The sequence below is a fragment of the Comamonas sp. CAH-2 genome (genome assembly GCF_009668305.1).
In the GTDB taxonomy this organism is placed as follows: Bacteria; Pseudomonadota; Gammaproteobacteria; order Burkholderiales; family Burkholderiaceae_C; genus Comamonas; species Comamonas aquatica.
Window position 1 is genome coordinate 50,008 of the sequence record NZ_VSWF01000018.1, and the last position, 24,494, is coordinate 74,501.

The window sequence follows — 24,494 nt, forward strand, 5'->3', positions numbered from 1 at the left end:
TGATCACGCTGATCCACGTTTGATTTCAAATAGAAAACACACTGAAACGATTGACCAAACTGCGCATTCAGCTCTGATTTCTTCACACCTTCGGAAAGCCTTGTTTATGAGCCAGACACCCTCCACCCGCATCGCCTTCATCGGCGGCGGCAACATGGCCAGTGCCATCATCGGCGGCCTGATCGCCAACGGTCTGCCCGCCAGCCAGATCACCGTGGTCGAACCCTTTGAGGCGGCGCGCGATGCGCTGAAAGCCAAGTTCGGCATCGACGCCCTGCCCGCAGCCAGCGCGGCCCTGGCCGCGGCCGACCTGGTGGTCTGGGCCGTCAAGCCCCAGACCTTCAAGGACGCCGCCGCTGCCGCCGCCCCCCACACCGCCCAGGTCCTGCACCTGAGCGTGGCGGCCGGCATCACCACCGACAGCATCGCGCAGTGGCTGGGCACGGGCCGCATCGTGCGCGCCATGCCCAACACCCCGGCCCTGGTCAGCAAGGGCATGACCGGCCTGTTCGCCCGCCCCGAGGTGGACGCCGAGGGCCAGGCCCTGATCGAGCGCGTGATCGGCACCACCGGCCAGCTGGTGTGGGTGGATGCCGAAGCCAAGCTGAACGCCGTGACGGCCCTGTCCGGCTCCGGCCCGGCATATGTGTTCCTGCTGCTGGAAGCCATGACGCAGGCCGGCGTGGACATGGGCTTGACCGCCGAGCAGGCCTACCAGATGGCCGTGGCCACCTTCCAGGGGGCGTCGGAACTGGCGGCCCGCTCCGACGAGCCCGCCAGCGTGCTGCGCGAGCGCGTGACCAGCAAGGGCGGCACCACCTACGCCGCCATCACCCACATGCAGCAGGCCGGCTTGCCCCAGACCTTCATCGCGGCGCTGCGCAAGGCCGAAGCCCGCGCCCAGGAACTGGCGCAGGAGTTCGGCCGCTGATTCAGCACCAAAACCGCCTTCCGCGCACAGCCAGCCAGCGCTAAAAGCTCACAAAAAAGGAATGCCTTGGCACGCCTGGGAGTCCACCGCAGCGCCCGGCCAGCACCCTAGACGCCCCACACCATGGAGCGCATGGAAATGGCGGCCATCTGGAAGTCGGCGTTGAAGAACTGGGCCACTTCGCCCGGGTGCACGGCCCCGGCCGCATACAACAGCGGCAGGTAGTGGTCGTAGGTCGGGTGGGCCATCTGCGCCACCGTGCCCAGCTGCTGGAAGTCGCCCAGCCGCGCCAGATCCCCCCGCTCCACCAGCCCGGTCACCATCTGGTCGAACTCGATCGCCCAGTCATAGGCCTGCAGGGGCGACTGCGTGCGCTGCAGGGCGCGCAGGTTGTGCACCACATTGCCGCTGCCCACGATCAGCACGCCGCGCTCCCGCAGGGCCTGCAGCTGCTGCCCCAGGGCGAAATGCTCGGCCGACGGGCGGCGGTAGTCGATGCTCAGCTGCACCACGGGGATGTCGGCGGCCGGGAACATGGGCTTGAGCACGCTCCAGGTGCCGTGGTCCAGGCCCCAGCCGTCCGCATCCACCCCCAGCGCCTGCTGGCTGTGCGGCATGTGCAGCTGGCTGGCCAACTGCTGCGCCACCACCGGTGCGCCCGGCGCAGGGTATTGCTGGGCAAACAGCTCATCGGGGAAGCCGCCAAAGTCATGGATGGTCCGGGGCTGGGCCATGCCCGTCAGCCAGCTGCCCTGGCCCTGCGTGATCCAGTGGGCGGAGATGCACAGCACCAGCTGCGGGCGCTCGGCCCGGGCCAGCAACTGCTGGCCCAGTTGCTGCCAGCTGCGGCGGTAAGCGTTGTCCTCGATCGCATTCATGGGGCTGCCATGGCCGACGAACAGCACCGGCATGCGTGCCGAGGGCCGCAGCGCGGTGATGCCGGCCTGCGCCGCGGCGCCATCCAGCGTGTGGCTCATGCTCATAGGGACTCCTGTGGCGGCCAGGGCCGCCGCGCCTGCGGCGACGCCCAGCCAATGTCTGCGTTGCATCTTCCCACTTTCTGCGCGATGCCCGCGGGCTGCGGGCATGAAACAAGGGGCGCCTGGCCCCTCGCAAGCACTGGGCAGACAGCGTGCCCCGGCACGGCGAAGTTCCGCCCGCAGCGGCCTAACGCAGCGCGAAGCCCAGGGCAATTCCCGCAAACAGGCTCATGCCGATGTAATGGCTCTTGCTGAAGGCCACAAAGCAGCCTTCGCGCGTGCGGTCCTTGATCAGCGTGTAATGCCACAGCACCTGCGCCGCGGCCACACCCAGGCCCAGCCAGAACGGCCAGCCCAGGCCCTGGGGCAGCACCGCCCAGACGGTCAGGCCCAGGCACAGCATAAAAAAGCCCATGATGGCCGGCACGTCGCAGCGCCCCAGGGTGATGGCCGAGGTCTTCATGCCGATCTTCAGATCGTCGTCGCGGTCCACCATGGCGTATTCGGTGTCGTAGGCCAGCACCAGGAACATGTTGGCCAGCCACAGGGTCCAGGCGGTCCAGCCCACCTCGCCCGTGACCGCCGCAAAGGCGATCACGATGCCGAAGTTGAAGGCAATGCCCAGGAAGGCTTGGGGCATGGCAAAGAAGCGCTTGGTGAAGGGGTAGAGGATGGTGAACAGCACGGCGGGCACGGACCAGGCCACGGCCTCCCAGCGCGTGGTCAGCACCAGGGCGAAGGCCACCAGGGTCAGCACCAGGCCCACCAGCGCCGCCTCTTTGACGCTGACCTGGCCGCTGGTGATGGGGCGCTGGGTGGTGCGCTTCACATGCCGGTCGAAATCGCGGTCGGCAATGTCGTTGATGGTGCAGCCCGCGCTGCGCATCAGCACCGTGCCGGCGACGAACACCAGCAGCAGGTGCCAGCCCGGGAAACCTTCGGCCGCCACCCACAGCGCGGCCAGCGTGGGCCAGACCAGCACCAGCCAGCCGGCCGGGCGGTTCCAGCGGATCAGGTCCAGGTACAGCGACAGTTTGGAGCGGGGTGCCACAGCGGCACCGGGAGAAGCAGGACGGGTCATGGGCAAATTGTCGCGCCAAATGCACAACGCCCGCTGGCAGCGGGCGTTGTGGCGGGGCGCGGCGCACGGGCGCCGGCGCGGGGTGTCACTCTTCCAGCATCGAGCGCAGCATCCAGGCGGTCTGCTCGTGCACGGTCAGGCGCTGGGTCAGCAGGTCGGCCGTGGGTTCGTCGCTGGCCTTGTCGGCCAGAGGGAACAGGCTGCGCGCGGTGCGCGCCACGGCCTCATTGCCCTCGACCAGGATGCGGATCATGTCCTTGGCCTTGGGCGGCGTGGCAGGCACGTCCGCCAGGCTGGTCAGCTTGCCGAACTGGGCGTAGGAACCGGGGGCGGGGTGGCCCAGCGAGCGGATGCGCTCGGCGATCGGGTCCACGGCGTTCCACAGCTCGGTGTACTGGTCCATGAACATGTTGTGCAGGGCATTGAACATGGGACCGGTCACGTTCCAGTGGAAGTTGTGCGTGGTCAGGTACAGGGTGTAGGTGTCGGCCAGCAGGCGCGACAGGCCCTGCGCCATCGCTGCACGGTCTTCGTCACTGATTCCGATATTGATTGCAACACCAGCAGCCACAGAAGCCTTCACAGGCTGCTTCTTGTTGGTCTTGGTCGATTCTTTCGCCATGGTATTTCTCCTCAAACACTGAACGGGGCGCCGTGTGCGCCACATGCGCAGGCACGGTCGGCCTTACGACTTTAGCGCATGCCGCAGAGCACGGCATGTCGGTTTCATGACTTGGGCCAATGGGACGGATAGCCCGCCGCCGCTCAGGTCAGCAGGCTGACGCCGGGCAGATCGCAGGCGTAGACGGCGTTGCGCAGCGCGGCAATCGCTTCATAGCGGGTGAAGCTGCGGCGCCACACCAGCACGACACGGCGGCTGGGCGGCGTATTGCCGTCGTCGCCACGGATGGGCAGGTAGCGGATGTGCGGATCGTCCGAGCTGCGGCGGCGCTGCGTGACCAGGGCCTCGTTGGGCACGGACAGGCGGGGCACCAGGGTCACACCCATACCGGCGGCCACCATGTGCTTGATGGTTTCCAGGGACGAGCCCTCGAAGGTGCGGCGGATGCCTTCGGCATTGCTGGCGTAGCGCGCGAACTCGGGACACACCTCCAGCACATGGTCGCGGAAGCAGTGGCCCGCGCCCAGCAGCAGCATGGTCTCGTTCTTCAGCTCGGTGGTGGTCACCGATTCCTGCTGCGCCAGCGGGTGGGCGCTGGGCACGGCGGCCATGAAGGGCTCGTCGTACAGCGGCGCCATCGCCAGGCCGGTGTCGGGGAAGGGTTCGGCCACGATGGCGCAATCGATCTCCCCGGTGCGCAGCATCTCCAGCAACTTGACCGTGAAGTTCTCCTGCAACATCAGCGGCATCTGCGGCGTCATCTTGATGGAGTTGCGCACCAGCTCCGGCAGCAGGTAGGGGCCAATGGTGTAGATCACCCCCAGCGTCAGCACGCCCGACAGCGGGTCCTTGCCGCGCTTGGCGATTTCCTTGATCTCCGCCGCCTGTTCCAACACACTTTGGGCCTGCCGCACGATGGACTCACCCAGGGGCGTGACCGAGACTTCGCCCGCGCTGCGCTCGAAAATCTTGACGTCCAGCTCCTCTTCCAGCTTCTTGATGGCCACCGACAAGGTGGGCTGCGACACATAGCACGCGTCTGCGGCGCGACCAAAATGCTTTTCTCGGGCTACGGCAACAATGTATTTCAGTTCAGTCAGTGTCATGGGCGGAACGTGCGCCTATCGCAGTTCGTGGGTTGAAAGTGCAAAGCGGGGATGTAATCGAATGTATAGCAGGCTAGCTTTCTCTGCACGGCCGCATGCCTGATTATTTCGCCCAAAGCCGCGCTTGTCCTACGCCTTGAGGAACTCGGACTTGGCGCCCAGCCAACGCTGGATGTGCAGGTCCGCCAGGTGCGGGTAGCGCTGCAGCATGGTGGGCGCCAGCTCGCGCGCCCATTCCAGCAGGGCCACGTCCCGCTCCAGGTCGGCAAACCGCAGCAAAGCATCCCCGGACTGGCGGGCGCCCAAAAACTCGCCAGGGCCGCGGATTTCCAGGTCGCGCCGCGCGATCTCGAAGCCGTCGTTGGTCTCGGCCATGGCGCGCAGCCGCTCCTTGCCGGTGTCCGACAGGCGGCCGTTGTCGTTGACCGAGTACAGCAGCACGCAGGCCGAGGCCGCAGCGCCCCGCCCCACCCGGCCGCGCAGCTGGTGCAGCTGCGAGAGGCCAAAGCGTTCGGCATGCTCGATCACCATCAGGCTGGCGTTGGGCACGTCCACCCCCACCTCGATCACCGTGGTCGACACCAGCACGCCCATGATGCCGGCGGTGAACAGCTCCATCACCGCCTTCTTCTCGGCCGTGGGCATGCGCGAGTGCAGCAGCCCCACCATCACGCCAGGCAGGGCCTCGCTCAGATCGGTGTGCGTGGCCGTGGCGTTCGACAGGTCCAGCGCCTCGCTTTCCTCGATCAGCGGGCACACCCAGTACACCTGCCGCCCGGCCGCCACCTGGGCCCCGATGCGGGCGATGACCTCGTCCTTGCGGCTGTCCGAGATGACCTTGGTCACGATGGGCGTGCGGCCCGGCGGCAGCTCGTCGATGACGGACACATCCAGGTCGGCGTAATAGCTCATGGCCAGGGTGCGTGGGATGGGCGTGGCGCTCATCATCAGCAGGTGCGGCTCCAGCCCGGCATGGGCCAGCTTTTGCCGCAATGCCAGGCGCTGGGCGACGCCAAAGCGGTGCTGCTCGTCGATCACGGCCAGGGCCAGGTTGTGGAATTCCACCTGCTGCTGGATGACCGCGTGCGTGCCCACCACCAGGGCCGCTTCGCCGCTGGCGACCAGGGCCAGCATGGCGGCGCGCTCCTTCTTTTTCTGTGCGCCGGACAGCCAGGCCACCTTCTTGCCCAGCGGCGCCAGGATGGGCTCCAGCCAGCCGACCAGCTTGCCGAAATGCTGCTCGGCCAGGATTTCCGTGGGCGCCATCAGCGCGCACTGCCAGCCCGCGGCGATGCAGACCATGGCCGACATGGCCGCCACCACGGTCTTGCCCGAGCCCACATCGCCCTGCAGCAGGCGGTGCATGGGCAGAGGGCGGGCCATGTCCTCGGCGATCTCGCGGCACACGCGCTGCTGGGCCCCGGTCAGGCCGAACGGCAGCTGCTGCAGAAACTGCTCCACCAGCGTCAGCGTGCCCGGGGCGGGTGTGGGCACCGTCAGCACCGGGGCCTTCAGCAGCGCCCGTTCGCGCTTGGCACGGAACTGGGACAGCTGCTGGGCCAGCAGTTCCTCGGCCTTCAGGCGCTGCCAGGCCGGGTGGCTGTGGTCTTCCAGCGTGGCCAGGGCCACATCGGGGGTCGGGTGGTGTAAAAAATGCAGCGCTTCGCGCAGCCCCATCAAGGGCTGCAGGCCGTTTTCACCCCAATAGTTCATCACCGGCGGCGGCGTGCCGGGCGGCAGGGTTTCGGGCAGTTGCACGCGCTGCATGGCACTGGCGATGGCGCGGCGCAGGTAGGGCTGGGGCAGGCCGGCCGCCGTGGGGTAGACCGGCGTCAGGGCCTGGGGCAGCTCGCCGCCGGCGGCCTTGAACGCGGGGTGCAGCATCTGCCGCCCCCAGAAGCCGCCCTTGACCTCGCCGCGGATGCGCAGCACCGCGCCCACAGCCATGCTCTTTTGCTGCGACGGGTAGAAGCTGAAGAAGGTCAGCACGCATTCGCCCGTGCCGTCGTCCACCGTCACCTTGAGCATGCGGCGCGGGCGCAGTTGCACCTCGCACTGCGTGACCGTGGCCTCGATCTGCACGGTGTCGCCATCGCGGGCGTTGCGCAGCAGGGTGATGCGCGTCTCATCCTCGTAGCGCAGCGGCAGGTGCAACGCCAGGTCGATATCGCGCACCAGCCCCAGCTTGTGCATGGCCTGCAGGGCCGCACTGGGGGCTGTTTTCTTGGCGGGCGATGCGGAGGGGGCGGACATGGAGCGGTAGCAGTTGACGCAATTGCAGGGAGAGGGGAAAAGGCTACCATGGGCGTGTGCGTATCCAGTTGTTACGTTCTCCGCCTTTTCGACCCATGCTCAAAAAAATCCGTGTTGATCAGCTGGAAATCGGCATGCATGTCCATGCGCTCTGCGGGCCATGGTTATCACACCCGTTTTGGCGCACGTCCTTTCTGCTCGACAAGGCCGAGGTGCTGGACAAGCTGCGCGCCAGCCCGGTCCAGGAGCTGTGGATCGATACCGACCGGGGGCGTGACCTGCCCGCACCGCCACCCACCGCCCCGGCCACGCAGCCTGCGGCCGAGGGTCCGGTGACCCTGGGCAGCGAGGTGCAGCGCGCGGCCGCGCTGTGCGCCGAAGCCCGCGACGCCGTGATGCACATGTTCAGCGAGGCCCGCATGGGCCAGGCGGTGGACATGACCACGGCGCAGAACCTGGTCCAGGAGATCACCAGCTCCGTCGAACGCCACCCCGATGCCCTGATCAGCGTGGCGCGCCTGAAAACGCTGGACAACTACACCTACATGCACTCGGTGGCGGTCTGCGGCCTGATGGTGGCGCTGGCCAAGAAACTGGGCCACACCCCGGGCCAGGTCCACCAGGCCGGCATGGCCGGGCTGCTGCACGACATGGGCAAGGCACACATGGACCTGCAGATCCTCAACAAGCCCGGCGCACTGACCGAGGCAGAGTTTGCGCAGATGAAACTGCACCCCGTGCGGGGCCACGCCATGCTGCAGGCCTGTGTGCAGGATGCCGCCGTGCTGCACGCCTGCCTGCACCACCACGAACGCCTGGACGGTCGGGGCTATCCACAGGGGCTGGCCGGTGACGCCATTCCCCTGCTGACGCGCATGGCCACGATCTGCGACATCTACGACGCCATCACCTCGGACCGGCCCTACAAGCAGGCCTGGTCACCGGGCATTGCCCTGCAGCGCATGTCCGAATGGTGCGGCGGCCACCTGGACGCGCAGCTGTTCGAGAGCTTTGTGAAAACCATGGGCATCTACCCCATCGGCAGCCTGGTGCGCCTGCAGTCCGGGCTGCTGGGCGTGGTCTGCGCCCCCGCGCAGGCCAGCCTGTCCACGCCCCAGGTCATGGCCTTCTACCACGTCGGGCAGCAGCGCCTGCTGCGCCCCGCCCGGCTGCTGGACCTGCGCCAGCTGCCCGAGGAACGCATCGTGTCGCGCGAGGACCCGGCGCAATGGCCGTTTCAGAACCTGGACAGCCTGTGGCAGAAAGCCGCCACCGCGCTGGCCTGAGGCCGGGTGCTACTCAGGGCGCGCTGCCCTCGGCGGGGGCGGTCTGCAGCAGTTGCAGCTTCATGGCGCAATTGCGGCCCCGGCCCTTGGCCTGGTACAGCGCCTCGTCGGCGCCCCGCAGCAGCAGCTTGGCCCCGGCGATCGTCGGCACCATGCTGTAGGCCCCGGCGCTGATCGTGACCACCTGGGCCGCCTGCGAGCTTTCATGCACCCAGCCCAGGGCGCGCACAGCCTCCACCATGCGCTGCGCCACGGCATAGGCGCCGTCCAGGTCGGTGTCGGGCAGGATCACGGCGAATTCCTCGCCGCCATAGCGCGCCACCAGGTCGGTCTCGCGGTGCACGCAGCCCTGGATGGCCTGGGCCACGGCCTGCAGGCAGGCATCGCCTTGCAGGTGGCCGTAGCGGTCGTTGTAACGTTTGAAGTCGTCCACATCGACCAGCACCATGCCCACCGGGCGCACGCTGCGCCGGGCCATGGCGCACACCTGCTCCAGGCGCTCGTTGAAGTGCGCGCGGTTGGCAATGCCCAGCAGGGCGTCGGTGCAGGAATAGGCCTTGAGGCGGGCGTTGGCCGCCTCCAGCTCACGCGTGCGCCGCGCCACGCGGGCCTCCAGCGTCTGGTTGGCCAGCGCCAGCTGGGCGTTCTGGGCCGACAGCGCGGTGTAGAGCTTGCCGATCATCTTCAGCAGCGCCTGTGTGCCGTTGTCGTGGTTGCCGCGCTCCTTGTCGTAGGCCGCGGCCGGGGTCATGCCCTGGCGGATGGACTTGATCTGGCGCGCCATCGACTGGTCGATGCCCAGGATGTGCAGACCCAGCCAGGAGGTCAGAAAGCCGACCAGCGTGGTGGCGGGGTCGGTCATGGTGGTGCGCTGCGCCCACAGCATGATGACCTGCTCCACGAACTGCTGGTGCATGCTGTGGTGGCTTTCGACGTGGCGCGGGTCCACGGCGTACTGGGCCATCAGCGCTTCCTCTTCCTGGAAGTGGTGCTCGGTGTACGACAGCAGGCGCGCGTAGGTATCGGCCAGCACCACCTCACGGTCGCTGCGCTTGGAAAACAGGCCCTGGCTCAGCTCGTTGAACAGGTCCACCAACGCATGGTGCTGCTCGTCCACGGCATCCAGGTCCGTCACGAAATGCTGGTCCCATGCGAAAGAGGTGTCCATGAAGTGCAGTCATCCAGAGGGGGAGTCTGTAATCAAGTGTAAGGATGTTTTACCACCCAGCTGTGACCCGCATCAAAGGAAGCGGTCTTCGTGCCTAGGGCTTACCCGAGGCCATCAGGGACATTGCCGGCCAGTTGCCGCGCAGGGCGCTGCAGATTTGCGAGAATCGCGGTCTTTGGTTTTTTCACCTTGGAACGGGCTTGTCAGGCCCTCAAGCACACGCATGTCTCTCAGCCCCCGCGCGCACACGCTCAGCGATTTCGACTTTGTGCTCCCCGAGCACCTGATTGCCCAACACCCGGCTGCCGAGCGCAGCGCCTCCCGCCTGCTGGATGCACGCGCGCCGGAGCTGGTGGACCGTATCTTCAAGGACCTGCCCGGGCTGCTGCACGAGGGCGACCTGCTGGTGTTCAACGACACCAAGGTGGTCAAGGCGCGCGTCTTTGGCGAGAAGGCCAGCGGTGGCAAGCTGGAGCTGCTGATCGAGCGCGTGCTGCAGGGCAACGAAGTCGTGGCCCACATGAAGGTCAGCAAGAAGCCCCTGCCCGGGGCCCGCATCCACCTGTGCGGCGGCCTCCAGGGCGGCGGCTTTGACGCCGTGCTGCTGGGCCGCTGGCCCGACGAGAGCGGTCCGCTGTTCCGCTTTGCCCTGACCGGCGCCCGCGGCGAAACGCCCTGGGAGCTGATGGACCAGTTCGGCCACCTGCCGCTGCCACCCTACATCGAGCGCCAGCAGAACGCCGAGGTCGATCCCGACGCGGCCGAGGACACCGAGCGCTACCAGACCGTCTTCGCCAGCCAACCCGGCGCCGTGGCCGCGCCGACGGCGGCGCTGCACTTCGATGACCAGGTGCTGGCGGCGCTGAAGGCCAAGGGCGTGGAGACCGCCGCCGTGACGCTGCACGTGGGCGCGGGCACCTTCCAGCCGGTCAAGACCGAGAACCTGGCCGAGCACCAGATGCACAGCGAGTGGTACAACATCCCGCTCGAGACCCTGGCCGCGCTGGAGCGCTGCCGCCAGCGGCGCGGGCGCATCATCGCCGTGGGCACGACCAGCGTGCGCACGCTGGAGTCCTGGGCGCGCACCGGCCAGATCACGGGCGACACCAACATCTTCATCACGCCGGGCTTCGAGTTCCGCGTGGTGGACGCACTGATCACCAACTTCCACCTGCCCAAGAGCACGCTGATGATGCTGGTCAGCGCCTTCGCGGGCTACCAGCACATCATGCAGGTCTACCAGCACGCGATCGCCCAGGGCTACCGCTTCTTCAGCTATGGCGACTCCATGCTGCTGGAGCGCCGCCGCTGAGCCAGCAAAAAGCATAGCTGCCAGCGCTGAAAGCAAAAGGACTTCAAGGCACCAACACCTTGAAGTCCTTTTTTCATGCGCGCCAGGCGCTCACCTTTTCAGCAGCACCACCTCAGGCGAAGTAGTGGCACAGGCGCTGGCCCTTGACCTCGTGCACCGACACCTCCAGCCCGTACAGGCTGGACAGCACCGCATCCTGCACCACCTGCAGGGGCGAGCCCTCGTAGGCCACGCGCCCGTCCTTCATGGCCAGGATGTGGTCGGCGTAGCAGCTGGCGAAGTTGATGTCGTGCAGCACCACCACCACGGTCTTGCCGCGCTCGTCCACCATGCGGCGCAGCAGGCGCATCATGCTGACGGCGTGGGCCATGTCCAGGTTGTTCAGCGGCTCGTCCAGCAGGATGTAGGGCGTGTCCTGGCACAGCACCATGGCGATGTAGGCGCGCTGGCGCTGGCCGCCCGAAAGCTCATCCAGAAAGCGGTCGGCCAGCGGCTCCAGCTGCAAGAAAGCCAGGGCCTCGTCCACATGGCGCAGGTCCTCGCCCGTCATGCGCCCCTTGCTGTGCGGGAAGCGGCCAAAGCCCACCAGATCGCGCACCGTCAGGCGCAGGGCCGACTGGTTGTTCTGGCGCAGGATGGCCATCACCTTGGCCAGCGCGTCGCTGGCGGTCTTGCCCACGTCCAGGCCGGCCACGCTGGCCGTCCCCGAGGTGATCGGCGCCAGGCGGCTGACCAGGGCCAGCAGTGTGCTCTTGCCCGCACCATTGGGGCCGATGATGGCCGTCAGCTGGCCGGCCGGAATCTGCACATCCACCCCGTGCAGCACGGTCGTCGTTCCGTGGACTTTCACCACCTTGCGTGTTTCGATCATTGCTTACCCTTGCGCATCAGCAGGTAGATGAACACCAGCCCGCCGACAAATTCCACCACCACCGACAGGGCGGAGTTGAAGCCCAGCACCCGCTCCAGCACCACCTGCCCGGCCAGCAGCAGCACGCAGCCCCACAGCACCACCGCCGGCAGCACCCAGGCGTGGCGGCGTGTGCCCATCCACTGGTAGGCCATGTTGGCCACCAGCAGGCCGAAGAAGGTGACCGGGCCGACCAGGGCCGTGGAGATGGCCACCATGGCGCACATCACCACCAGCAGCTGCAGCACCTGGCGCTGGTAGTGCACGCCCAGGTTGACGGCGGCATCGCGCCCCAGGGCCAGCACATCCAGCACATGGCGGCGGCGCCAGAAGAAGGCCGTACCCAGCGCCAGCACCACCAGCGACGGCAGCAGCAGCTGCGTGTGGATGGTGTTGAAGTTGGCGAACATGCGGTCCTGCAGCGTCGCGAACTCGTTGGGATCGATCATGCGCATGGCAAAGCTGGTCATGCTGCGAAACAGGATGCCCATCACCATGCCCACCAGCAGCATCAGGTGCAGGCTGCTGGCGTGGCCGGTGAACAGCCAGCGCATCAGCCCCACGCTGAGGGCCACCATCAGCACGATCTCCAGGCCGTACTTGGGCAGCAGGCCCAGCTGCACCACGCCCACGGAGCCCAGCACCAGCACCAGCACCGCCTGCAGGAACAGGTACAGCGCATCCAGCCCCATGACCGCAGGGGTCAGGATGGTGTTGTGCGTCACCGTCTGGAACACCACGGTGGACATGCCCAGCGCACAGGCCACCACCAGCATGGTCAGCGCCTTGGTGCCCCGGTGCTGTAGCACGAAGGCCCAGTCGGCCTCCACGCCCAGCGTCATGAAGGCCAGCAGCGTCACCACCGCCAACACCGCCAGCGCCATCAGGCGCACGCCCTGGCGCGACCAGTTGCGGGTCCAGACCCCGGCCTGCAGGGCCTTGCTTGCATCGCCAGCCATGGCGTCACTCCGGCCGCGCCCGGCGGCGCAGCAAAATCACCAGGAACAAGGCACTGCCCACCACGCCCATGACGGTGCCCACGGGCACTTCATACGGGGCGATGACGAGACGGCCAAACAGGTCGCACAGCAGCGTCAGCGCCGCCCCGGCCAGGGCCACCCACAGCACGCTGCGGCGCACGTTGTCGCCCAGCACCAGGCGCACCACGTTCGGCACGATCAGGCCGACAAACGGGATCGCGCCCACGGTCACCACGATGCAGGCCGTGACCACCGAGACCACGATCAGCCCCTGCAGCACCAGGCGCTGGTAGTTCAGGCCCAGGTTGGTGGCGAACGACTCGCCCAGCCCGGCCACCGTGAAGCGGTCGGCCGCCAGGCAGGCCAGCACCGTCACGCCCAGGGACAGCCACAGCAGCTCGTAGCGGCCTTCGACCACCACGGAAAAATCGCCATTCGAGAACGCACGCAGCGACTGCAGCATGTCGTACTGGTAGGCCAGGAAGGTGGCCGCGGCCTCCAGCACGCCCGCCAGGATCAGGCCCACCAGGGGCACGATCCAGGCCGAGCGCAGGCGGATGCGCGACAGCACCGCCATGAACAGGGCCGTGCCGGCCATGGCCGTCACCGCCGACACCCCCATCTTGGCCAGCACCGACCACTGCGGCGCCCACAGCATGCACACCAGCATGCCCAGGGTGGCCGACTCGACCGTGCCCATGGTTGACGGCTCGACAAAGTGGTTGCGCGCCAGCATCTGCATCAGCAGGCCGGCCACGGCCATGGCGCTGCCCGCCAGCATCAGCGCCAGCGTGCGCGGCACGCGCGCGTACATCAGCACCTGGGCCACCATGTCGTCCTCGTGGCGGGACCACAGCGTGTTCCACGACACGTCGCTGACGCCGACCGCCAGGCTCCACAGCGCCAAAGCAAAAAGGGCCACGAGGGCCCCTGTCCACGCCAGCGCCATGCGCCCGGCGGGTGTGTGCTTATGCGGAGAAGGCATCGGACAGCTGCTTCAGGTTCTCCTTCAGGGCGGCCGGGCCCGCGTTGGACAGCGTGTACCAGTTGGCCGCATTCAGGTAGACCACGCGCTGCTGGCGCCAGGCCTTGGTGGCGTGCACCAACTTGTTGTCCAGCAGTTTCTTGGCCGCATCGCCGTCCTTGCCGATGGCGGCATCGCGGTCCAGCACCAGCAGCCAGTCGGGGTTGGCCTTGAGCAGGTATTCAAAGGACACGGCCTGGCCGTGCTTGGACACCTCGATCTTGTCCTTGGTGGGGCTGATGCCGAACACCGAGTACAGCATGTCGAAGCGCGAGCCGGGACCGTAGACGCTGAGCTTGCCGCCGTTGGTCATCAGGAACAGCGCCCCGCCCTTGCCGGCGGCCTTGGCCTTCAGCTCGGCGATGGCCGCCTCGATCGACTGGATCTGCTGCTCGCCCTGGTCGGGCACGCCATAGATGGCCGCGATGCTGCGGATGTTGCGGTACACGTGGGCCATCTGGTTCTGGTTGTCGATGGTCACATCCAGCACCGGGCCGAACTTCTTGAGCTCGTCGATCTTGGGCAGGGTGCGGTTGCCGGCAATGATCAGGTCGGGCTTGAGGGCCTTGACCTTTTCGTAATCGGGCTCGAACAGGCTGCCGATCTGCGGGTACTTGGCGCTGTCGCGGTACTTGTGCAGCAGCTCGGGCACGGCTTGGTTGGGCACGCCCTGCACCTCGCCGCCCAGGGACTGGATGATGTCCAGCGCGCCCAGGTCGAACACCAGCACGGTCTTGGGCCGGCGCGGCACGCTCACCTCGCCCGTGTTGTCCTGCACCTTCAAGGTCTCTGCCGTCTGGGCCACCGCCCAGGGCATGGTTACCAGCACTCCCAAGCCACCCAGCACATGGCGGCGCGTCAACAAGCCGTTCATCAATTCTTCCCTTGTTCAAGGCCGGCACTTCCCACCGGCACTGCGGCCCATTCTATGAGAATAATTCTCAATAAGACTGGTATGGGTTTTGTAAAGTTGCGCAAAGCCGCGCCACGCTGATGCAGATCAGTCCCGGGCACCCGGTGTCACCGCCCCGACAGCGGCGCGGCCACCGGCCCGCGCCACCGCCCGGCACCGCCACCCCAGCCCCTACAATCGCCAGCCGTGCCGGCCGCATGGGGCGCCCGCACCCGGGCGGTCCTGCCGCCCGCCGCCCCCGCCGTGGCTGCGGGGATGTTTTTGCAGAAAGTGGGTGGACTGGATGTCCTCCGTCTCCGGGTGTGCGCCCGCCATCTCCCCCGCCCGGGCCGCGCTGACCGGCATCGCCCTGACCGTCGCGGCCTGCGCCCTGTTCGCGCTGCTGGACAGCGGCACCAAATTTTCCGGCCAGTTCCTGCCGATGCTGATGGTGGTCTGGCTGCGCTTCGTGGCCCAGGCACTGGTGACCACGGCCGTGGTCCTGCCGCGCCAGGGCCTGCGCGCCCTGCGCACACAGCACCCGAAGTTCCAGCTGGGCCGCGCGCTCAGCGGGGTGCTGACCACGGTGTTCGCCTTCTACTGCATCCAGCACATGCCGCTGGCCAACTTCACCGCCGTGTGGTCGGCCGGCCCTTTGCTGATCGTGGTCGCCTCGGCCCTGCTGTTTGGTGAAAAAGTGAGCGCCGTGCGCTGGACGCTGCTGGTGATCGGGCTGATTGCTGTCATCGCCATCGTCCGCCCCGAACAGGATGGACTGCCCCTGGGCTGGATGGCCCTGGCCCCGGTCGGCGTGCTGCTGTGCGGCACCACCTACCAGTTGCTGGGCAGCCGCCTGGCGCGCCTGGACCCACCCACCACCACCCAGCTGTACACCACCTGGCTGCCGGTGCTGGCGACGGCCCCGCTGATCCCCTGGCTGTGGGAGCCCGTGCCCCATTGGCAGGTCTGGGCCGCCGTGGGCCTGATGGGCGTGTGCAGCGGCGTGGGCCACCTGCTGCTGCTGCAGGCCTACATCCACGCCACGCCGTCGGTGGTGTCGCCCTTCCTCTACAGCCAGATCGGCTTCGCCATGCTGATGGGCTGGCTGTTCTTCGACCAGCGCCCGGACGGGCTGTCCCTGGCCGGGATCGCGGTGATCCTGGGCTGCGGTCTGGTCAATATCTGGCTCAGCGTGCGCGGCCGGGGCTAGCCGGCCCGCCGCCGTCGGTTCGGCCTCAGGACAGGCGCACCAGCCGCCCCGTGATGCGCTTGACCACGGGGATCACCAGCAGCACCGTCGGGAAGGCCACGGCCCAGGCCAGCAGCCAGGTGCCGGGCCAGGCGGCCAGGGCCGCGCGGCTCCAGCCCAGGGCGCGCACCAGGTTCACCATGCAGATGATGCCGGACATCATTCCGGACATCAGCAGTGGCATGACGATCAGGGCGTACTTGGGCGGCAGCTTGGGAATGCGGCCAACGATATAGGGCGAGGGTGTCGACATAGGCCCGTCAGTATCCGTGCTGCTGGCGGAAATCGCGCGCCTGGCTGAAATGGCCGTTGCCGATGAAGGGCACGGGCGGGCGCAGCGCCGACAGGGGCGAGGGGTGGTTGCTCATCAGCACCAGATGGCCACGGTCGGCGGGAATCAGCACGCGCTTGGACTGGGCATGGCTGCCCCAGAGCATGAACACCGTCGGCTTGCCCTGCTCGGCCACCTGGCGGATCACGGCATCGGTCAACACCTCCCAGCCACGCTTGCTGTGGCTGGCGGCCTGGCCCTCTTCCACCGTCAGGCAGGTGTTGAGCAGCAGCACGCCGTTGTGCGCCCACTTGACCAGCGAGCCCCCGGGCTGCGGGAAGGGTGGAAACGGCACGCCCAGGTCGCGCTGCATTTCCTTGAAGATGTTCAGCAGCGACGGCGGCATGCGCACGCCGGACGCGACCGAGAACGCCAGCCCCTCGGCCTGGCCCCGGCCGTGGTAGGGGTCCTGGCCCAGAATGACCACGCGCACGTCCTCGGGCGCCGTCAGCTCCAGCGCCCGCAGCGGCTGGGGCGGAAAGATGACCGCACCCGCCGCCAGGCGCTGCTGCAGGTAGCCCAGCAGCTGCTGGCCGGTCGCCGAGGCGAAGTAGGCATCGACCACCCCTTGCCAGCCGGGCGCGACGCGCCAGTCGCCGGGGTCGGCGCTCATCAATTGCGTAGCGGTTTGCGCAGGTGTATCGGTCATTTCAGAACGTTTTCTCTACAAAAAGCTGGAGGGGCCAGCGCTGACTGCTCCTGCTTGGAGAGTGCCTGGCGGCCCACCGCGTACGGCGCCTGCCGCCAGTGCCCCCACTACCATGCGCCGGCCACTCGGGCGGGCTGCGACGGTCGCAGTCACGGCCACGGCCCGCGGGCTGGCGGGCGCGCAGACGGGCACAGGCCCGCTGCCCCGCCTGCCGTCAGGCGAACAGCTTGGCCAGCGCCTCGCCGGGTTCCTTGGCGCGCATGAAGGCCTCGCCCACCAGGAAGGCGTCGATGCCGGCGTCGCGCATCGTTTTCACATCGGTCGTGCTCAGGATGCCGGATTCGGTCACCAGCAGGCGGTCGGCCGGCACCTCGGGCTTGAGCATGATCGAGGTCTGGATGTCCACCTCGAAGGTCCGCAGGTTGCGGTTGTTGATGCCCACCAGCGGCGTCTTGAGCCGCAGCGCGCGCTGCAGCTCGGCGCCGTCGTGCACCTCCACCAGCACGGCCATGTCCAGGCTGAACGCGATCTGCTCCATCTCGGCCATCTGCGCATCGTCCAGGCAGGCGGCGATCAGCAGCACGCAGTCGGCGCCCATCACGCGCGATTCGTAGATCTGGTAGGGATCGACCATGAAATCCTTGCGCAGCACCGGCAGCAGCGTGCTCGCGCGGGCCTGCTTGAGATAGTCAGGCTGCCCCTGGAAGAACTGGCGGTCCGTCAGCACCGACAGGCAGGCCGCGCTGAGCTTGCCGTTGCCCACCATGTAGCTCTGGGCGATGTCGGCGGGATCGAAGTCGGGGCGGATCACGCCCTTGCTGGGGCTGGCCTTCTTGATCTCGGCAATCACGCCGGCCTGGCCCTGGGCGATCTTGGCGCGGATGGCGCCCACGAAGTCGCGCGTGGAGACACGGCTTTCCGCATCGCGGCGCACCTCGGCCAGCGACGTGGCCTTCTTGGCGGCGGCCACTTCCTGCACTTTGACGTCGCAGATTTTTTTCAGAATGTCGGACATGTGTTTTCCTTGTGTTCGGTGGCGGGCCTGCCGCGGGGGCAGACCGCCTTGTGGTCTATTGTCGGCGTTTTGGCGGCACCAGCCGCGAGCCCGAGCGGCGGATGCCCAGGCGCGCCACCAAAGCGTCCACCAGCGCATCCACGTCCTGCTGCACCGTCTGGGCGCCCGAGTTGCTGCGCACCACGCACAGCGTGACCACGGGGCCGCGCCCCTGGTGGCGCAATTCCAGCTGCCAGGCATGGACCGCCCGGGCATCCTGCACATCGCCAGGGAGCACGCCCAGGCTCCAGGCGGTGGCCGGCTCCAGCTGCAGCACGTCCATCGGCTGCGCGCGCGGATCGGCGGGGGCGCCGATGCGCGCCAGCGTCCGCTGCGCCACATCGATGCGCCAGCCGTTCCATTCCAGGGGCAGGCCCAGGTCCTCGGCCGGATCGCGCGGGTGGCGCCAGCGGTACACGCCCCCGCTGGCCACGGCCAGCGCCACCGTCAGCGCCCAAACCTGCCGGAACGCCAGCACCGCCCCCAGCGCAAACAGCAGCACCTGCCACATCGGAGCCTGCTCCCCGCGCCACAGCCGGCCCGGGCGGCCGTGGGCCAGCCGCGCGGGCAGCCAGAGCTCGGCATCGGTCTGCACCTGGCGCAGCACGGTGCCCAGCGGCGGGTACGGGTCGGGGGGCGGGGCCGTGGGCATCAGCGCCGTGCCGGATGCACCACCGCAGGCAGGACGGCGGCCACGCGGTTCAGGCCGTCAACGCGCCGCTGTAGGCCACCAGCTGCTTCAATTTCTGAAGTGCTGCGCCGCTGTCCAGCGCGGCCTGGGCACGCTGCAGGCCGTCTTCGATCGACGCCGCCACATTCGCCGCGTACAGCGCCGCGCCGGCGTTCAGGCAGACGATGTCGCGCGCTGGGCCCTGTTCGCCCTGCAGCACGCCCATCAGCATGGCCTTGGATTCCTCGGGCGTCTCCACCTTCAGCGCGCGCGTGCCGGCCATGCGCAGGCCGAAGTCCTCGGGGTGGATTTCGTACTCGCGCACCACGCCGTCCTTCAGTTCACCCACCAGGGTGCCGGCACCCAGGCTGATTTCGTCCAGGCCGTCGCGGCCATAGACCACCAGCGCGTGCTCGGCGCCCAGGCGCTGCAGGGCACGCACCTGGATGCCGACCAGGTCTTCGTGGAACACGCCCATCAGGATGTTGGGGGCGCTGGCCGGGTTGGTCAGCGGGCCCAGGATGTTGAAGATGGTGCGCACGCCCAGTTCCTTGCGCACCGGGGCCACGTTCTTCATCGCCGGGTGGTGGTTGGGCGCGAACATGAAGCCGATGCCCACGTCGCGGATGCAGTCGGCGATCTGCTCGGGCGCGAGCATGATGTTCACGCCCAGGGCTTCCATGGCGTCGGCGCTGCCGCTCTTGCTGCTGACGCTGCGCCCGCCGTGCTTGCTGACCTTGCCCCCGGCCGCGGCGATCACGAAGGTGGCACAGGTGGAGATGTTGAAGGTGTTGGCGCCGTCACCGCCGGTGCCGACGATGTCCACCAGGTGCGTGCGGTCGTGCACATGCACCTTGTTCGAGAACTCGCGCATCACCTCGGCGGCGGCGGAGATCTCGCCAATGGTTTCCTTCTTCACGCGCAGGCCGGTGAGGATGGACGCCGTCATCACCGGCGAGAGCTCGCCGCGCATGATCTGGCGCATCAGCTCCAGCATTTCGTCGTGGAAGATTTCGCGGTGTTCGATGGTGCGCTGCAGCGCTTCCTGGGGGGTGATGCGGGGCATGGTGGATCCTGTGCTATCGGTTGCGAAGCTGCCTGCGCTGGCTGTTTGCGGCTTTCAGATAGTTATGGCTTGGAAAACCAGAGACAAAGCGCGCCAGCAGCTCTCAAAAACAAAAGGCCGCCTGCTGGGTGGCAGTGCGGCCCGGGTGTCACTTCTGGTCGAGGAAGTTCTTGAGCATGGCGTGACCATGCTCGGTCAGGATGCTCTCGGGGTGGAACTGCACCCCCTCCACGGCCAGCGTCTTGTGGCGCACACCCTGGATTTCGCCATCCTCGCTGGTCGCGGTGATGGTCAGGCACTCGGGCAGGGTGTTGCGGTCGATCACCAGCGAGTGGTAGCGGTTCACGGTGAACTGCGCAGGCAGGTCGGCGAACACGCCCTGCTGGTCGGTGGTGATGACGCTGGTCTTGCCGTGCATCTGCTGCTGCGCGCGGATGATGTCGCCGCCAAAGGCCGCGCCAATGCTCTGGTGGCCCAGGCACACGCCCAGCACCGGCAGCTTGCCCGCAAAGTGCTGGATGGCCGCCACCGAAATGCCCGCCTCCGCCGGCGAGCACGGCCCGGGCGAGATCACGATGCGCGTGATGCCCTGTTCGGCCACCAGGGCGATCACCTCGTCCAGCGTGGCCTCGTCGTTGCGCACCACGGTCACGTCCGCACCCAGCTCGCCCAGGTACTGGACGATGTTGTAGGTAAAGCTGTCGTAGTTGTCGATCATCAAGAGCTTCATGCCGCACTCCCCGCGCTGTCGTCCTTGGGCGCCAGGCCGGCGGCGCGCAGGCGCGCCAGCTCCTGGTGTTCGTAGTCGATGTAGCACTCCATCATGGCGCGGTACAGGCGCTCCATCAGGTCGGGGCTGCCGCCCTGCGCCTCGGCCATGGGCCGCACCCGGTCGACGATGGCCTGGATGCGCGCTTCATCGCGCACCAGCCCTTCGTCGTTCTTCACACGCGCCGCCTGGGTCATGTAGCCGCTGCGCTCCACCAGCAAGGGCACCAGGATGTCGTCCAGCGCATTCACGCCGGCGCGCACCTCGGCCATGCTCTGGCACTGCTTCACATTGTCGATGGCTCGGCTCATTCCAGACCTTCCTCTACCAGTTCCGCCGCCCGCAAGACCGCGCGGGCCTTGTGTTCGGTCTCTTTCCATTCCATTTCGGGCACCGAATCGGCGACCACGCCGGCCGCCGCCTGCACGTACAGCGTGCCATCCTTGATGACGCCAGTGCGGATGGCGATGGCCATGTCCATGTGGCCCGCAAAACTCAGATAGCCCACCGCACCGCCGTAGATGCCGCGCTTGGTCGGCTCCAGCGCATCGATCAGCTCCATGGCGTGCACCTTGGGTGCGCCCGACAGCGTGCCGGCCGGGAAGGTGGCCTTGAGCACGTCCATGCTGGTCATGCCGTCCTGGAGGATGCCCTCCACATTGCTGACGATGTGCATGACGTGGCTGTAGCGCTCGACCACGAAGGCCTCGGTCACCTTGACGCTGCCGGTCTTGGCGATGCGACCGATGTCGTTGCGCGCCAGGTCGATCAGCATCACGTGCTCGGCCCGCTCCTTGGGGTCGGCGATCAGCTCCTGCTCGGTGGCCTTGTCCTTCTCCGGCGTGGCACCACGCGGGCGCGTGCCGGCCAGGGGGCGGATGGTGATTTTTTCGCCCTCTTCCACCTTCTCCTGGCGCACCAGGATCTCGGGGCTGGCGCCCACGACCTGGAAGTCACCGAAGTTGTAGAAGTACATGTAGGGGCTGGGGTTCAGCGAGCGCAGCGCGCGGTACAGGCTCAGCGGCGACTCGGTGTAGCGCTTGTGGATGCGCTGGCCCACCTGCACCTGCATGAAGTCGCCCGCCGCGATCAGTTCCTTGGCGCGTTCCACGGCGGCCAGGTAGTCGGCCCTGGCAAAGCTGCGCTCGGCCGGGTGGCTGTCGCCGCCCTTGATCTGCGGCACGCTGACCGAGTAGCGCAGCTGCTCCTTGAGCTGGCGCATGCGCTTCTTGGCGCGGCTGAAGGCCTCGGCCTCGGCCGGGTTGGCATAGACGATGAAGTACAGCTTGCCCGAGAGGTTGTCGATCACCGCCACCTCTTCGCACAGCAGCAGCAGGATGTCGGGCGTGCCCAGCGTGTCGGGCGGGCAGGACTGCTCCAGCTTCTTCTCGACATAGCGCACGGCGTCATAGCCGAAGTAGCCGGCCAGACCGCCGCAAAAACGCGGCAGGCCCGGCACCAGGGCCACACGGAAGCGCTGCTGGTAGGCGGCGATGAAGTCCAGCGGATTGCCAGCATGCGTCTCCACCACCGCGCCATCGGTCACGACCTCGGTCTGGGCCGCCGCGCCAAAACCGCTGGAGCGCAGGAAAGTGCGCGCCGGCAGGCCGATGAAGCTGTAGCGGCCAAAGCGCTCGCCACCGACCACGGACTCCAGCAGGAAGCTGTGCTTGCCATCGCCCTGGGCATGGGCCAGCTTGAGGTAGAGCGACAGCGGGGTCTCGAGGTCGGCAAACGCCTCGCTAACCAGGGGGATGCGGTTGTAGCCTTCGTTGGCCAGGCTTTTGAATTCAAGTTCTGTGATCACAGAGCAGGGTTCCCAGTTGGGGCAACGCACGGTGCCATCGTCCAAGGTGGCAGGCGCTGCGCTTCATTCACACCGTCCGCGGCGGTGGCGGACAAGGGTGCACCCGTGCAAACGGGCGCGGTCAGACGGTCATGGCGGCAGGCTTACGCCAGGGCCAGGCTCCCCGGTCCGCGCAACCTGTGATGAACACGTAGTGAATGAACATAGCGGCCAAGTGTAGCGCATTGCACCACCGCCCCCAAGCGCTGGCCGGCGATGGTGGGCCTCGCCGCTTGCGCGTTAGTCCCGAGGGCGTTTTCCCGCAAACCACCCGGCCGGTAGTTGTGGGGCACCCCGTGTCCGGCCGACAATGACCGTCAAAAAGCACGGTCGTGCCAACAACACCTGAACCCGGAGACGTCACCATGCCTGCTGCCCCGCGCCTTCTCCCGCTGTCACGCCTGCGCCGGTGGGCCCTGGCCCTGCTGGTCGTGGCCGGCAGCGCCAGCCTGCCCGCCCTGGCCCAAGGCAGCGAGCCGGCGGAACTGGCCGTGCACCCGGCCACGGTGCAGGTGGACGGCCACAACCTGCAGCGCAACGGGGCCGGCATCCGCTACAAGGCCATCTTCAAGGTCTACTCGGCGGCGCTGTACCTGGAAAAGCCGACGGCCTCGCTGGAGGCCATCGGCCAGCTGACCGGCCCCAAGCGCATCAGCGTCAGCATGCTGCGCAGCATCAACGCCGCAGAGCTGGGCACGCTGTTCGCCCATGGCATGGAGGACAACATGGACAAGCAGCAGTTCTCCAAGCTGATTCCCGGCGTGGTGCGCATGAGCGAGGTCTTCAACCGCCACAAGGAACTCAAGGCCGGCGACCGCTTCACCCTGGACTGGCTGCCCGGCAAGGGCATGGTGATCAGCGTCAACGGCAAGCCCGAGCCGGCCGAATTCACCGAGCCCGAGTTCTACCAGGCGATGCTGGGCATCTGGCTGGGCCCCAAGCCCGCGGACCGCGGCCTCAAGCAGGCGCTGCTGGCCGCCGCGCCCTGAGACGGCGCGCCGACCAGCGGTAACTAACGCAATCCGCCGCATTCGACAAGCTTGTTTCTACGCAAAACACATCGCAGCAATCGCTGACAAAGTAGCCCCTCACTTTTCCCTGGCCTGCCCATGCAGGTCAGGGCGCGCGCAGACAGAATGATCAAGGGGAGATTCCATGCGACTGCTTCAGCACATCACGGTCACACGCCGCCTGGGCGGACTGGTGGCCATGGCCATACTGACCTTGCTGGCCCTGGGGGCCGGCCTGAGCCTTTCCGAACGCAGCCTGCTCTTGCAGGAGCGCCAGAACGGGGTGCGCCAGACCGTGGAAATCGCCCACGGCCTGATTGCCCACTTCCACCAGCAGGCCGCACAGGGCAAGATCAGCACCGAAGAAGCCCAGGCCCGGGCCCTGCAAAGCCTGGCCGCGCTGCGCTACAGCGGCAATGAATACTTCTGGGTCAACGACATGCACCCGCGCATGATCATGCACCCCGTGCGTCCGCAACTGAACGGCCAGGATGTCAGCGGCAACAAGGACCCGACCGGGCGGGCGCTGTTCATCGACTTCGTGAACATCGTCAAGAAGGACGGCGCGGGCTTCCACAGCTACCTGTGGCCGATGCCCGGCAGCGATGAACCGGTGGAAAAGATCTCCTACGTCATGGGCTTCCAACCCTGGGGCTGGGTCGTGGGCTCGGGCGTGTACATCGACACCGTCAACGCCGCCTTCCTGCAGCGCATGATCGGCGCCGCGGCGGTCAGCGCCGCACTGGCGCTGCTGCTGGTGCTGCTGGGCTGGCTGATCTCGCGCAGCATCCTGCGCCAGCTGGGCGACGAGCCGGCCGCGCTGCTGGCCGGTACCGAGCGCATGGCCCAGGGCGACCTGAGCACCCCGATCGCCCACCGCGGCGACGCCCGCAGCGTGGCCCAGGGCCTGGAGCACATGCGCACCAACCTTGCCGGGATTGTCCAGGGCGTGCGCCACAGTGCCGAACACGTCACCCTGGCCAGCCAGGAAATCGCCCAGGGCAACCACGACCTGTCCGGCCGCACCGAGGAACAGGCCAGCGCCCTGGAGCAGACCGCCGCCTCCATGGAACAGGTGGGCAGCACGGTGCGCCAGAACGCCGACAACGCGCGCCAGGCCAACCAGCTGGCGCTCAACGCCAGCCAGGTGGCGCAGCAGGGCGGGCAGGTGGTGCAGGAGGTGGTCACGACCATGCGCGGCATCAACAGCGCCAGCCAGCGCATTGCCGACATCATCGGCGTGATCGATGGCATCGCCTTCCAGACCAACATCCTGGCGCTGAACGCCGCCGTCGAGGCCGCGCG

24 protein-coding genes are annotated in these 24,494 nt (G+C 67.5%); 6 read left to right on the top strand and 18 right to left on the bottom strand.

Annotated elements, in window-relative coordinates:
- Positions 1-106 precede the first annotated feature (106 nt).
- Positions 107-931, top strand: coding sequence for a pyrroline-5-carboxylate reductase (gene proC / locus FYM52_RS11455; RefSeq protein WP_154164185.1), 825 nt, complete (start codon positions 107-109; stop codon positions 929-931).
- Between the two features lie 107 nt (positions 932-1,038).
- Here the strand turns inward: proC and ygiD are convergent, their stop codons facing one another.
- The 5 genes from ygiD to recG all read right to left on the bottom strand — a co-directional run bounded on the left by ygiD (position 1,039) and on the right by recG (position 6,973).
- Positions 1,039-1,908 (bottom strand): 4,5-DOPA dioxygenase extradiol, encoded by an 870-nt coding sequence (ygiD, locus tag FYM52_RS11460; protein WP_154164204.1) that lies wholly within the window; start codon positions 1,906-1,908, stop codon positions 1,039-1,041.
- A gap of 190 nt (positions 1,909-2,098) precedes the next feature.
- Positions 2,099-2,992: a 4-hydroxybenzoate octaprenyltransferase gene (gene ubiA, locus FYM52_RS11465; protein WP_154164186.1), complete on the bottom strand. Its 894-nt coding sequence runs from the start codon at positions 2,990-2,992 to the stop codon at positions 2,099-2,101.
- Between the two features lie 85 nt (positions 2,993-3,077).
- Positions 3,078-3,509, bottom strand: coding sequence for a Dps family protein (locus FYM52_RS11470; protein ID WP_225890607.1), 432 nt, complete (start codon positions 3,507-3,509; stop codon positions 3,078-3,080).
- Positions 3,510-3,757: 248 nt separating this feature from the next.
- Positions 3,758-4,720: a LysR substrate-binding domain-containing protein gene (locus FYM52_RS11475; RefSeq protein ID WP_042417489.1), complete on the bottom strand. Its 963-nt coding sequence runs from the start codon at positions 4,718-4,720 to the stop codon at positions 3,758-3,760.
- 129 nt (positions 4,721-4,849) lie between these two features.
- On the bottom strand, positions 4,850-6,973 hold the full coding sequence (gene recG, locus FYM52_RS11480) for an ATP-dependent DNA helicase RecG (protein WP_154164187.1): 2,124 nt from the start codon (positions 6,971-6,973) through the stop codon (positions 4,850-4,852).
- Positions 6,974-7,068: 95 nt separating this feature from the next.
- Here recG and FYM52_RS11485 point away from each other — a divergent pair, with 95 nt between their 5' ends.
- The gene (locus tag FYM52_RS11485) at positions 7,069-8,259 is read left to right on the top strand and encodes an HD-GYP domain-containing protein (protein WP_154164188.1); all 1,191 of its coding nucleotides are present in this window, start codon (positions 7,069-7,071) and stop codon (positions 8,257-8,259) included.
- A 13-nt stretch (positions 8,260-8,272) separates the two neighbouring features.
- Here FYM52_RS11485 and FYM52_RS11490 read toward each other — a convergent pair whose 3' ends face one another.
- Positions 8,273-9,427: a diguanylate cyclase gene (locus FYM52_RS11490; RefSeq protein ID WP_154164189.1), complete on the bottom strand. Its 1,155-nt coding sequence runs from the start codon at positions 9,425-9,427 to the stop codon at positions 8,273-8,275.
- A 223-nt stretch (positions 9,428-9,650) separates the two neighbouring features.
- On the opposite strand from FYM52_RS11490, the gene queA reads away from it, so the two are divergent.
- Positions 9,651-10,739, top strand: a complete 1,089-nt coding sequence (gene queA, locus FYM52_RS11495) for a tRNA preQ1(34) S-adenosylmethionine ribosyltransferase-isomerase QueA (protein ID WP_154164190.1) — start codon at positions 9,651-9,653, stop codon at positions 10,737-10,739.
- 112 nt (positions 10,740-10,851) lie between these two features.
- Here queA and FYM52_RS11500 read toward each other — a convergent pair whose 3' ends face one another.
- Genes FYM52_RS11500 through FYM52_RS11515 form a run of 4 tightly spaced genes read right to left on the bottom strand, consistent with a single transcriptional unit; the run spans position 10,852 to position 14,527 of the window.
- On the bottom strand, positions 10,852-11,610 hold the full coding sequence (locus FYM52_RS11500) for an ABC transporter ATP-binding protein (protein ID WP_154164191.1): 759 nt from the start codon (positions 11,608-11,610) through the stop codon (positions 10,852-10,854).
- On the bottom strand, positions 11,607-12,608 hold the full coding sequence (locus tag FYM52_RS11505) for an iron chelate uptake ABC transporter family permease subunit (protein WP_202981138.1): 1,002 nt from the start codon (positions 12,606-12,608) through the stop codon (positions 11,607-11,609). The genes FYM52_RS11500 and FYM52_RS11505 overlap by 4 nt, the downstream gene beginning before the upstream one ends.
- 4 nt (positions 12,609-12,612) lie before the next feature.
- The gene (locus FYM52_RS11510) at positions 12,613-13,614 is read right to left on the bottom strand and encodes an ABC transporter permease (RefSeq protein WP_197504838.1); all 1,002 of its coding nucleotides are present in this window, start codon (positions 13,612-13,614) and stop codon (positions 12,613-12,615) included.
- Complete coding sequence (locus FYM52_RS11515; RefSeq protein ID WP_154164192.1) at positions 13,598-14,527, bottom strand: siderophore ABC transporter substrate-binding protein; 930 nt, start codon at positions 14,525-14,527, stop codon at positions 13,598-13,600. The genes FYM52_RS11510 and FYM52_RS11515 overlap by 17 nt, the downstream gene beginning before the upstream one ends.
- Positions 14,528-14,849: 322 nt before the next feature.
- Here FYM52_RS11515 and FYM52_RS11520 point away from each other — a divergent pair, with 322 nt between their 5' ends.
- Positions 14,850-15,755 carry a DMT family transporter gene (locus FYM52_RS11520; RefSeq protein WP_154164193.1) on the top strand — a complete coding sequence of 302 codons (906 nt, stop codon included), beginning with the start codon at positions 14,850-14,852 and terminating at the stop codon, positions 15,753-15,755.
- A gap of 25 nt (positions 15,756-15,780) precedes the next feature.
- Here FYM52_RS11520 and FYM52_RS11525 read toward each other — a convergent pair whose 3' ends face one another.
- The 8 genes from FYM52_RS11525 to trpE form a co-directional block, all read right to left on the bottom strand.
- Positions 15,781-16,047, bottom strand: coding sequence for a DUF2798 domain-containing protein (locus FYM52_RS11525; protein ID WP_045265932.1), 267 nt, complete (start codon positions 16,045-16,047; stop codon positions 15,781-15,783).
- Between the two features lie 7 nt (positions 16,048-16,054).
- On the bottom strand, positions 16,055-16,774 hold the full coding sequence (locus FYM52_RS11530) for a uracil-DNA glycosylase (protein ID WP_154164194.1): 720 nt from the start codon (positions 16,772-16,774) through the stop codon (positions 16,055-16,057).
- Positions 16,775-16,988: 214 nt separating this feature from the next.
- The gene (gene trpC, locus FYM52_RS11535) at positions 16,989-17,789 is read right to left on the bottom strand and encodes an indole-3-glycerol phosphate synthase TrpC (protein ID WP_154164195.1); all 801 of its coding nucleotides are present in this window, start codon (positions 17,787-17,789) and stop codon (positions 16,989-16,991) included.
- Positions 17,790-17,844: 55 nt separating this feature from the next.
- The gene (locus FYM52_RS18775) at positions 17,845-18,480 is read right to left on the bottom strand and encodes a hypothetical protein (protein ID WP_179954948.1); all 636 of its coding nucleotides are present in this window, start codon (positions 18,478-18,480) and stop codon (positions 17,845-17,847) included.
- Positions 18,481-18,529: 49 nt separating this feature from the next.
- A complete protein-coding gene (trpD, locus tag FYM52_RS11545) occupies positions 18,530-19,564 on the bottom strand; it encodes an anthranilate phosphoribosyltransferase (RefSeq protein WP_042417531.1) in 1,035 nt (344 codons plus the stop codon).
- Positions 19,565-19,712: 148 nt separating this feature from the next.
- Positions 19,713-20,294, bottom strand: coding sequence for an aminodeoxychorismate/anthranilate synthase component II (locus tag FYM52_RS11550; RefSeq protein WP_154164196.1), 582 nt, complete (start codon positions 20,292-20,294; stop codon positions 19,713-19,715).
- Positions 20,291-20,644, bottom strand: a complete 354-nt coding sequence (locus tag FYM52_RS11555; protein ID WP_154164197.1) for a chorismate mutase — start codon at positions 20,642-20,644, stop codon at positions 20,291-20,293. The genes FYM52_RS11550 and FYM52_RS11555 overlap by 4 nt, the downstream gene beginning before the upstream one ends.
- On the bottom strand, positions 20,641-22,140 hold the full coding sequence (gene trpE / locus FYM52_RS11560) for an anthranilate synthase component I (protein ID WP_162524705.1): 1,500 nt from the start codon (positions 22,138-22,140) through the stop codon (positions 20,641-20,643). The genes FYM52_RS11555 and trpE overlap by 4 nt, the downstream gene beginning before the upstream one ends.
- A gap of 404 nt (positions 22,141-22,544) precedes the next feature.
- Between trpE and FYM52_RS11565 the strand changes: the two genes are divergently transcribed.
- Positions 22,545-23,168: a chalcone isomerase family protein gene (locus tag FYM52_RS11565; RefSeq protein ID WP_154164199.1), complete on the top strand. Its 624-nt coding sequence runs from the start codon at positions 22,545-22,547 to the stop codon at positions 23,166-23,168.
- Positions 23,169-23,334: 166 nt separating this feature from the next.
- On the top strand, positions 23,335-24,494 hold a 1,160-nt coding region (locus tag FYM52_RS19115), incomplete at its 3' end, for a methyl-accepting chemotaxis protein (protein WP_154164200.1).

What these genes read in the sequence shown, in the direction of transcription:
- FYM52_RS11515 (WP_154164192.1), bottom strand. Translation starts at nt 14,527, where the DNA reads ATGAACGGCTTGTTGACGCGCCGCCATGTGCTGGGTGGCTTGGGAGTG.
- proC (WP_154164185.1), top strand. Translation starts at nt 107, where the DNA reads ATGAGCCAGACACCCTCCACCCGCATCGCCTTCATCGGCGGCGGCAAC.
- FYM52_RS11555 (WP_154164197.1), bottom strand. Translation starts at nt 20,644, where the DNA reads ATGAGCCGAGCCATCGACAATGTGAAGCAGTGCCAGAGCATGGCCGAG.
- FYM52_RS11470 (WP_225890607.1), bottom strand. Translation starts at nt 3,509, where the DNA reads ATGGCGCAGGGCCTGTCGCGCCTGCTGGCCGACACCTACACCCTGTAC.
- trpD (WP_042417531.1), bottom strand. Translation starts at nt 19,564, where the DNA reads ATGCCCCGCATCACCCCCCAGGAAGCGCTGCAGCGCACCATCGAACAC.
- trpC (WP_154164195.1), bottom strand. Translation starts at nt 17,789, where the DNA reads ATGTCCGACATTCTGAAAAAAATCTGCGACGTCAAAGTGCAGGAAGTG.
- FYM52_RS11550 (WP_154164196.1), bottom strand. Translation starts at nt 20,294, where the DNA reads ATGAAGCTCTTGATGATCGACAACTACGACAGCTTTACCTACAACATC.
- FYM52_RS18775 (WP_179954948.1), bottom strand. Translation starts at nt 18,480, where the DNA reads ATGCCCACGGCCCCGCCCCCCGACCCGTACCCGCCGCTGGGCACCGTG.
- FYM52_RS11475 (WP_042417489.1), bottom strand. Translation starts at nt 4,720, where the DNA reads ATGACACTGACTGAACTGAAATACATTGTTGCCGTAGCCCGAGAAAAG.
- FYM52_RS11530 (WP_154164194.1), bottom strand. Translation starts at nt 16,774, where the DNA reads ATGACCGATACACCTGCGCAAACCGCTACGCAATTGATGAGCGCCGAC.
- FYM52_RS11510 (WP_197504838.1), bottom strand. Translation starts at nt 13,614, where the DNA reads ATGCCTTCTCCGCATAAGCACACACCCGCCGGGCGCATGGCGCTGGCG.
- ygiD (WP_154164204.1), bottom strand. Translation starts at nt 1,908, where the DNA reads ATGAGCCACACGCTGGATGGCGCCGCGGCGCAGGCCGGCATCACCGCG.
- FYM52_RS11565 (WP_154164199.1), top strand. Translation starts at nt 22,545, where the DNA reads ATGCCTGCTGCCCCGCGCCTTCTCCCGCTGTCACGCCTGCGCCGGTGG.
- FYM52_RS11490 (WP_154164189.1), bottom strand. Translation starts at nt 9,427, where the DNA reads ATGGACACCTCTTTCGCATGGGACCAGCATTTCGTGACGGACCTGGAT.
- FYM52_RS11485 (WP_154164188.1), top strand. Translation starts at nt 7,069, where the DNA reads ATGCTCAAAAAAATCCGTGTTGATCAGCTGGAAATCGGCATGCATGTC.
- queA (WP_154164190.1), top strand. Translation starts at nt 9,651, where the DNA reads ATGTCTCTCAGCCCCCGCGCGCACACGCTCAGCGATTTCGACTTTGTG.
- ubiA (WP_154164186.1), bottom strand. Translation starts at nt 2,992, where the DNA reads ATGACCCGTCCTGCTTCTCCCGGTGCCGCTGTGGCACCCCGCTCCAAA.
- FYM52_RS11520 (WP_154164193.1), top strand. Translation starts at nt 14,850, where the DNA reads ATGTCCTCCGTCTCCGGGTGTGCGCCCGCCATCTCCCCCGCCCGGGCC.
- FYM52_RS11500 (WP_154164191.1), bottom strand. Translation starts at nt 11,610, where the DNA reads ATGATCGAAACACGCAAGGTGGTGAAAGTCCACGGAACGACGACCGTG.
- recG (WP_154164187.1), bottom strand. Translation starts at nt 6,973, where the DNA reads ATGTCCGCCCCCTCCGCATCGCCCGCCAAGAAAACAGCCCCCAGTGCG.
- FYM52_RS11505 (WP_202981138.1), bottom strand. Translation starts at nt 12,608, where the DNA reads ATGGCTGGCGATGCAAGCAAGGCCCTGCAGGCCGGGGTCTGGACCCGC.
- FYM52_RS11525 (WP_045265932.1), bottom strand. Translation starts at nt 16,047, where the DNA reads ATGTCGACACCCTCGCCCTATATCGTTGGCCGCATTCCCAAGCTGCCG.